The following is an 8,685-nucleotide window of genomic DNA, read 5'->3' as shown; positions in this document are numbered from 1 at the left end:
GGTCAGTCCCTCGTGGTGACGCAGCGTCGGCCCCGCTGTCAGCACGGGGTGTGGCTGTCGGCGGGGTGTGGCTGTCAGCGGGGTGTGGCGTCGCGGATGGCCACCAGCGCGCGGGTCATCCACTCGCGGGTGGCCACGGCATGCCCGGGAGCACCGTGGATGTCGTCGTGTTCGAGGACGTCCAGATCCGACACGGTGCGCCGCAGCAGCGCCACGTCGGCCGGTGGGATGATCTCGTCGCGGGTGCTGGCCACGTAGCGCACCGGCACCGTGATGGCGGCTAGCTGCTCGTCGGACAGCGCCCAGCCGGGCAGTAGGTCGGGCAGTGCCCGGGGGTCCGTTCCGGTCAGATGGGCCAGGGTCGCCACCGTGGCCGGCGGCAGCCCGCGCTGCCAGGCCCGGTCGGTGAACAGCGCGCGCACCGGCGCGCCGGTTGTGATGATCCCGCGCACCCGGGTGTCCTCGGCCGCCCAGCGCAACGCCATCTGCCCGCTGAAGCTCAGTGCGAGCGTGAAGGTGCGCGAGACGTCGGCGGCCCCGGCCAGCGTCTCGAGGATCGCCGGGAACATCCGCCAGCTGTCCGGGGTGTAGCGCAGGGTGTTCTCCCCGACACCTGGCATCTCGGTCACGGCCGCGGCGAGTCCGAGCCTGGCGGCGAGCAGCAACAGGGGTGCCCACTGCTCCTTGACGCTGACGATGCCGCCGCTGACGATCAGCAGGGGGCGGTTTCCGGCCGCGGCTGCCGGCCCCGCCGCGGTGGGGTGTCCGTCCGCGTGGCCGTGCCCGTCGGCCAGCCCGGTCGTCCAGGCGGCGACCGTCGCTCCGAGGATGTCCAGCTCCACCCGTTCGATCGGGCCGGCGTCGGGGGCGATCCCGCGCCGCCACCTGTCCGTGGCGCGGACACAGTTGTCCAGCGCGCCGCGCCGTGCCGCGCCGTCGACGAACGGGAACCTGGCGAAGCTGTAGCAGGCTGCGGCGCCCAGCAGGTCGCCGCGGGCCTCCCGCGTTTCGGCGAGGCTCGACCACTCGTGCACCCAGGAACCCGGGCCGGTGCCGTCGTGCCGGATGCGCCCGGTCAGCTCCCGGTACCCGGCCGCATCCATGTCCAGGGCCGCCGCATGCGCGGCGACGTGCACGGTGAGTTCGGCGACGTCGTTCATGACAGTCCTTCCCCCGCCGTCGTGACCGGGGCGGCCTTGGGCGCCAGGGCCGGCTCATCCGTGCGCTGCGTCGACGGGTCCGGGCCAGGCTGCCCCGGACCCGTAGGCGCCGGAAAGGTCTGCAACGTGTCCCGGATGCCGGCCAGGACGTCCGCGGCCTCCGCACCGTCGATCACTCGGTGGTCGAAGGCCAGGCTCAGCCGCAGGACGGGGGCCACCACGATCTGGCCGTCGCGGACCACCGCACGGTCGACGATGCGCCCCAGACCCAGCGTCACGGTGGTGCCGCCCACCGAGTGGAAACTGTCCACCACCCCGTGCCCGAGCGAGGTGACCGCCACCGTTCCCCAGACCGCGGCCCTGTTTTCCAACGGCCGCACGACCCGGCGGAAGGCTCGCTCGGCGCGCTGCCATCCGTGTCGGCCCGACCCGGCCTGGTGCAGCGCGCGCACCCCGGCGAACTCGGGCATCGTGGCCGGGTCACCTGTGCGGAAGCGTTCCACCTGTGCCTGGATCTCATCGAGGTCCAGCCGGTCGAGGTCGCGCAGCACCGTGGCGAGCACGACCCGGTGGCCGGCGAGGGTCTTGTCCAGAGTGAGCTTGCCGTGCACGGCGTCGTGGCGGACCACCCGCGGCCGCCGGCCGTCGAGGATAGCCGCGTTCGCCTCTGGATGCCGGGCCAGTACCCGGCCGGCGGCGTACAGCACGTAGGTCACCACCGAGTGCCGCCGCGCTGAGCGCAGCGCCTGGACCCGGCTCATGTCCACCTCGGTGTCCAGGAACACGGGCGCGAACGCCCGGGTCTCCCGCAGGAAGTACAGGGTATGCCGGCGCTGCGGGGCCAGATCGCTGATCGTCATCGGTGTCCCACCCTCCTGCCGAACGCGCCCGGATCTCGTCGCCGCGGCCGCAGGGACATCGTTTCCCGCGGTGCTAGCCGAGCCCTTGCTGCCTGCTAAACCGCCGGACGCACCAGGTGGAGCTGGCGGTTGTCCCTGCCGCCGACGCGGTGCAACATTCAGGCAATAAAAATGAACTCATGGGTCCTGAAAACATGACCGATGAATCGGTTTACTTCACGGAAAATCGCCAAGACGGGCGGCCTGGCGGCCGGATGTCCTGCTGGCCCCGCCCTGACGTCGTGTCGCCGGCGGTCCGGCCGGGTCGGCGGTGGCTGGCGTCCCGCCCGGTGAAAGGTCCATGCCTGTCGGCGGATTTTCTCGGTCCAGGGTGGATTCGGCCTCGGTCGCGCCCGCGGTGCGCGGCGCGGTGACGTGGGGGTTGAACCCGTCCCCTTGGGCCGACCTTGATGTAAAGTCTTTTTTACTACTCAGTCAAGCAACCCGGATGAAGTGGGGAAGGGCATGGCTCAGGGACAGGATGATCGCCTGGATCCCGCGCTGTTGCGGCTGATCGGGGTGCTGCTGCTGGGCGGGCTGATGGGTCTGCTCGACGGCACGATCGTCAACGTCGGGATAGACACGCTCGGGAAGCACTTCGACGCACCGTTGAGCACGGTCGGCTGGGTTGCCACCGGCTACCTGCTCGCGGTGACGGTGGCGATCCCGCTCAGCGGGTGGGCGGTGGACCGGTTCGGGACCCGTCGGATCTGGCTGTCCGGTCTGTCGCTGTTCCTCGCGGGGTCGTTGGCCTGCGGCCTGGCGCCGTCGATCGGCGCGCTGGTCGTTTTCCGGGTGATCCAGGGATTCGGCGGCGGGATGCTCGACCCGGTGATGCTCACGTTGCTGGCGCGGGCGGCGGGCCCGGCCCGGGTCGGGCGGGTCATGGGGCTGATGGGAATCGTCATCCCCCTTGGTCCCGTCCTGGGCCCGATCGTGGGTGGTGTGATCATCGAGCATCTGAGCTGGCGGTGGATGTTCCTGGTGAACCTGCCGATCGGACTGACGGCGCTGGCGGCCTCACTCAAGGTGGTTCCGGTCGACGCGCCGGATCCCGGGCAGAGCACGGCACGCCTGGACACCGTGGGGGTCTCGTTGCTCTGCCCGGGGTTCGCCGTGCTGGTGTACGCGCTGTCGCAGGCGGGTGAGCACGGGTTCGGCGCGGTCCGGGTGCCGGTGACGCTGGCGATCGGAGGCGTGTTGCTGCTCGCCTACATCGGTCATGCCCTGCGGGTGCGAGAGGCAGCCCTTATCGACCTGCGGCTGTTCGCCAGCCGCGGCTTCAGCGCGAGCGTGGCGGTGATGGCGGTGACCGGCGTGATGCTGTTCTCGATGCTGTTCGTCGTGCCGCTGTACTATCAGCAGCTGCGCGGCCACGATGTGCTCGGAGCCGGCCTGCTGCTCGCGCCGCTGGGGGTGGGCTCGTTCATCGCGATGCCGCTGGCGGGACGGCTCAGCGACCGGGTCGGCGCGCGGGTTCTCGCGCCGGGGGGCGCGGCGCTGATCGCGGTGAGCGCGCTGGTGTTCACCAGATCCGGGACGGACACCAGCGAGGCGCTACTGGGGGTGGCCGCCTTCGTGACAGGGCTCGGGCTGGGCTTCATCGGGGCCCCGACGATGGGGGCGCTGTACCGGACGCTGCCGCCGGCGTCAGTGCCGCAGGGCACCTCGGCGCTCTACGTGCTCAACCAGCTCGGCGCCTCGCTCGGAATCGCGATCGTGGCATTCATCCTGCAGCGTGGTATCTCCGGCGGGGTGCCGTCGGTACACGCCTTCCAGTCCGCGTTCTGGTGGGTCCTCGGCGGGGCGATCGCGGTCCTGCTGTCCGGGCTCTTCCTGCCCGGACGGCCGCAGCCCGCGCCGCAGCCTGACGCTGAGCAGCGGGAGAGTGAACCCGCGGCAGCGACTGGGTGACCAGACCCCCGGCCTACCTGCCCCGGGGCCGGGATCGGGTGCGGCGGAGGGACCGCCGCCCTCCGCCGCACCCGCGTGATGCGGGAGCCGGATCCGTGCCGGCACTGGGTCGATCCGCCCGAGGCCGGGCTGGGTCGTGTGACGGGGGTCAGCGCACGGCGGCCTGGTCGCGGGACCCGGGCATCGTGGGGACCGCGCTGGCCAGCAGCTCGTAGGAGCGGACCCGGTCGCCGTGGTCGTGGATCAGGGACAGCGCCAGCAACTCGTCGGCGCCGGACCGTCGGGCCAGCTCTGAGATCTTCTCCGTCAGGGTTGCGGGACCGCCGAAGAGCTGGTCGGCGCCGTGCTCCTCGACGTACTTCTCCTCCAGGTGGGAGAAGTGGTGGGCGGCGACCTCGGCCGGACCCGGGTAGAGACCGTAGATGCGTCCCTGTTGGATGTGGATCTTACGTAGCAGGTATGGCAGTGCCAGCCCGCGTGCGTGTTCGTCGGATTCGCCCGCGACCACCACGGCGGCGACCAGGGCGTATGGCTCGGCCAGCTGCGACGACGGACGAAACGCCGAACGGTACGTGTCGAGGGCGGCCACCGTCAGGTGCGGCACGAGGTGGTGGGCGAAGGCATAGGGCAGCCCCAGGGCACCGGTGAACCGGGCGCTGGCTAGGCTGGAGCCGAGCATGGCCAGCCACGGCTGCCCCGGCGGGGCGGGGATCGCGGCCACGCTGTGCTCGGACGCCGCGTCGGCAGTGCCCGCCAGGTAGGCGGTCAGCTCCCGCAGCTGGTGCGGGAAATCGTCGACCGCGAACGGGCGGCCCAGCGCCCTGGTGGTCAGCAGGTCGCTGCCCGACGACCGCCCGATCCCGAGGTCGATCCGCCCCGGGTGCAGTGCGTGCAGGGTGCCGAACTGCTCGGCGACCACAAGGGGAGCGTGGTTGGGCAGCAGCACTCCGCCGGAGCCGACCCGCAGGCTCGTGGTGACGCTGGCCAGGCGACCCACGAGCACCGCGGGCGAGGACGTCGCCAGACTGGGGACGTTGTGGTGCTCGGCGACCCAGTAGCGCTGATAGCCCAATGCCTCCACCCGCGGCGCGAGATCCACCGCGTTGCGCAGCGCCTGCGCCGTGCTGCTGCCGGTGAAGACCGGGGCTACATCCAGGACGGACAGCCGCAGAACTCGGGTGTGGGCCGCGGAAGAGGTCGGCATGCCATGCGCTCCTTGCATCGCGGCGGGAACCGGAGGTCTGCCAGGCCGAGCAGACGTCCCGCGTTCCGTGCGCCGCGGTCTCGGTTGACGCCTGCAGAGACCTCCGCCGGTGCCGACCGCCGTTTCCGTCCGGTCGCGGCCTGTTAACCGACCAGTTCAGTATATCGCGATGGTCAGTTTTGAACGGCTCTGGTGGTGGTGAGATCCGCCAGGTGCGGGAGGACCTCGGTGGCGAACCGTTCCCGCGATCGCCGGGCCGTTTCGGTGTCGAGATAGCCGAACGCGAAGCCGGCGATGACGTAGCTGATACCAACGTCGGCCAGTGCTCTGAACTGGTCGATCACCTCGTCGGCCGAACCGGTGATGAGGATGCCGCGAACCTTGTCCTCCACCGCCGGGTCGATCTGGTCGGGAGCCGGGGCGGCGCCGAACTCGGGGTGGACACCATTGGTCAGGGCGGCCGAGGTCTGGAGCTGGCGGGCGATCTCGCGGACCACCCGCTCGCGGCCTTCGTCGTCCCCCAGGTACACGAACCGGTTGACCTGGAACTCACGCCCGGCGGGCAGCCCGCCGGCCTGGTCGATCCAGGCCCGGCGCTCGACGATCTCGTCGTGGGTGGTGACAGCCGGCAGCATGAAATGGAACCCCCGGTCGGCGGCGAACCGCAGTGACTCGGGGCTCGTCGCCGCCATCCAGATCGGCGGATGCGGCTGCTGGGTCGGGCGGGGCAGCAGGGTGACCGGTGCGTCGATCTGGACGTGGCGGCCCTTGAAGTCCCGGTCCTGCTGGGTGAACAGTTGCTCGAGGACGTCGACCGCCTCGGTGAAGATCTCCCGGTTGTCGGCGGCGTCCCGGCCGAACCCGAGGAACTCGTGCGGCTGGTACCCACGGCCGATGCCGAAGTCGAACCGTCCTGCAGACAGCGCGTCCAGGGTGAGCACGTCGGCGGCGAGCCGGACCGGGTCCCAGAAGGGCAGCACGAGGATCGACGTGCCCAGCCGCAGCCGGGGGGCGGCCGCGGCGGCCTGCGCCAACAGCAGCAGGGGGGACGAGGTGAGGCTGTAGGTGGAAAAGTGGTGCTCGGTCACCCAGATGCCGGCGAAGCCGCGGTTCTCGGCCCAGCGGACGTCATGCAGAAAGTCGGCGTAGATCGCCCGGGCGGTCGCCGAGTCGCCTGCCGGGGCCATGTTCAGATATCCGAGTCCTACTCGCATATGAGTCCTCCAGACGGGGGCCGGTGCCCCGGTGGGGGCCGCCCGGCGGGATGCCGTGCGGCGACGATGGGTGGGCGTCGGCGACGGTCAGCCACCGACGCGGCTCTGTGCCGCAGCGCTGTCGGGGGTCTGGGCGGCAGGGGGCGCGCCGACGGGAACCGGCACCGGTGCTGCGGGCGGCCCCGACTGCCCGGCGAGTTGGGCCCGCAGATGGGCGGCAAGGGCCCGCGGGGTCGGGTGGTCGTACATCACGACCGGGGCGAGCAGCAGCCCTGTCGCCTCGCAGAGCCGGTTGCGCACCTCCAGCGCCGTGAATGAGGAGAAGCCGATCTCGAGGAAGCTGTCGCCGACGCCGATATCCTGCGGGCTGGGGTGCCCCAGCGCCTCGGCTGCATGGCTGCGCACCAGGTCCAGCAGGGCCGACTCCACCTGTTCGGTGTTCGCCGTGGCCACCAGCGCCCGCAGGGCTGCGATGTCCACCGCACCGTTCGGCCCGGTCAGGTCGGTCCGGTCGGTAGTGCGGGCGTCAGCGGCATCCGTCGGCCACGGCCCACCCGGCGGCGTGGACGCGGACCGGTCCCGCCGCCACTGAGCGAAGGCAGGTAGGAGCGAGGCCAACGCCGGATGCTCGGCTGCGGCCAGCCGCAGCGCGCCTGCCACGGTGTCGAGGTCGCCCCGTCCGACGGCGTCCCAGAACCGCGCCTCGTCCGGCCCGACGGATCCGTGGGCGCCGGCGGCTGCCTGCGAGTCCGTCGGCCCCGCGGTCAGCCAGTGATGCGTGTGCTGGAAGGCATAGGTGGGCAGCGGGACGGTCCGGGCGCCGCCGTGCGCGAAGAAGGATCGCCAGTCGACGGCAGTGCCCTTTGCGTGCGCCTGGGCCAGCCCTCCCACCAGTGTCGCCGGCTCCGGGCGCCCGCGGGCCAGCAGTGGCGTCACCGTGGCGACACCCACCGGCAGGCATGCGTGGGCCATCGGGGTCAGGACCGCGTCCGGTCCCAGTTCCAGGTAGGTGGTGACGCCGAGGGTGTGTAGGTGGTGGATGCCGTCGTGGAAGCGGACGGGGTGGCGGATGTGGTCGGTCCAGTAGTCGGGGGAGCGGAGTTGGTCGGGGGTGGCGGTGTGGCCGGTGAGGTTGGAGATGAGGGGGATCCGGGGTTCCTGGTAGTCGATGGTGGTGGCGATCTCGCGGAAGCGGTCGAGGATGCCGTCCATGTGCGGGGAGTGGAACGCGTGGCTCACCCGCAGCCGCCGGACTCGCCGGCCGATGGTCCGGAAATGCTCCGCGACCAGGTCCGTGGCCGAGCGATCACCGGAGACCACGGTGGCCCGCGGGCCGTTCACCGCGGCGAACGATGCCCGCCCGGCGGATTCGGTCAGTACGGCCGTGACCTCGTCGGCGCTCGCCTCGATCGCGACCATCGCCCCGTCGGTGCGGGCGGACCCCATGAGTCTCGCCCGCGCGGCGACCAGGGCGGCCGCGTCGGGCAGCGACCAGACGCCGGCGACGTGGGCGGCGGCCAGTTCACCCACCGAGTGGCCGATGAGCAGGTCGGGGACGATCCCCCAGTGCCTCAGCAGCCGGGCCAGGGCGACCTCGACGGCGAACAGCGCCGGCTGGGTGTAGGTCGTCTCGTGCACCAGATCGACCGGAAGGTCCGCATCGGTGCCCAGGACGACGTCCCGCAGGGGGTACGGCAGGTGCGGCGCGAAGTGCCCGCAGATCTCGTCGAACGCAGCGGCGAACTCCGGGTACGCGGCGTGCAGCTCGCGGCCCATCCCCGGCCGCTGGCTGCCCTGCCCGGTGAACATGAACGCCGTCCGCCCGGACTCGGTCGTGTTCCCGCGGACCACCGCCGGTGAACGGCGGCCGTGGGCCAGCGCGGCGAGTCCGTCCAGCAGCGTGGTCCGGTCCGGGCCGATGACGGCCGCCCGGTGCTCGAATGCCGTGCGGGTGGTCGCCAGCGACAGCCCGATGTCCGCCGCGGACGGCTCCGGATAGGTGGTGATGTGCGCCCGTAGCCGGCGCGCCTGGTCCCGCAGCGCCTGCGGGCTGCGGGCGGATAGCAGCCACGGCACGGGCGCCCCGGCCGCCGCCGCAACAGCGGGGACTGTGCCTGCGGGGACTGTGCCTGGTGGGACGTCGCCTGGCGGGACCGTGTCTGGCGGGGTGGTGTCGGCCGGCGCCGTGTCCAGTGGGGCGGCATCCGGCGTGGCGAAGCCGTCGGGGTTGGTGTCCTGTTTGTCGGGTTCTTCTAGGATGACGTGGGCGTTGGTGCCGCTGATGCCGAAGGCGG

The 8,685-nt window shown here is 71.8% G+C and carries 6 protein-coding genes; 1 reads left to right on the top strand and 5 read right to left on the bottom strand.

The window, feature by feature from the left end; all coding sequences use genetic code 11:
- Positions 1-74: 74 nt before the first annotated feature.
- Positions 75-1,160 carry an alpha/beta hydrolase gene (locus MXD95_RS09500; protein WP_250640190.1) on the bottom strand — a complete coding sequence of 362 codons (1,086 nt, stop codon included), beginning with the start codon at positions 1,158-1,160 and terminating at the stop codon, positions 75-77.
- A complete protein-coding gene (locus MXD95_RS09495; RefSeq protein WP_250640189.1) occupies positions 1,157-2,020 on the bottom strand; it encodes a 2-oxo acid dehydrogenase subunit E2 in 864 nt (287 codons plus the stop codon). The genes MXD95_RS09500 and MXD95_RS09495 overlap by 4 nt, the downstream gene beginning before the upstream one ends.
- 504 nt (positions 2,021-2,524) lie before the next feature.
- Here MXD95_RS09495 and MXD95_RS09490 point away from each other — a divergent pair.
- On the top strand, positions 2,525-3,973 hold the full coding sequence (locus tag MXD95_RS09490) for a DHA2 family efflux MFS transporter permease subunit (protein ID WP_250640188.1): 1,449 nt from the start codon (positions 2,525-2,527) through the stop codon (positions 3,971-3,973).
- A gap of 148 nt (positions 3,974-4,121) precedes the next feature.
- Here the strand turns inward: MXD95_RS09490 and MXD95_RS09485 are convergent, their stop codons facing one another.
- The 3 genes from MXD95_RS09485 to MXD95_RS09475 form a co-directional block, all read right to left on the bottom strand.
- Positions 4,122-5,177, bottom strand: a complete 1,056-nt coding sequence (locus tag MXD95_RS09485) for an LLM class flavin-dependent oxidoreductase (protein ID WP_250640187.1) — start codon at positions 5,175-5,177, stop codon at positions 4,122-4,124.
- 173 nt (positions 5,178-5,350) lie between these two features.
- A complete protein-coding gene (locus MXD95_RS09480; protein WP_250640186.1) occupies positions 5,351-6,391 on the bottom strand; it encodes an LLM class flavin-dependent oxidoreductase in 1,041 nt (346 codons plus the stop codon).
- A gap of 87 nt (positions 6,392-6,478) precedes the next feature.
- A partial coding sequence (locus MXD95_RS09475) for an acyltransferase domain-containing protein (RefSeq protein WP_250640185.1) occupies positions 6,479-8,685 on the bottom strand: 2,207 nt, incomplete at its 5' end.

This window comes from Frankia sp. AiPa1 (genome assembly GCF_023243075.1).
In the GTDB taxonomy this organism is placed as follows: domain Bacteria; phylum Actinomycetota; class Actinomycetes; order Frankiales; family Frankiaceae; genus Frankia.
Note: the sequence above shows the minus strand (reverse complement) of the source record. Positions and strands in the feature narration are given on the sequence as shown.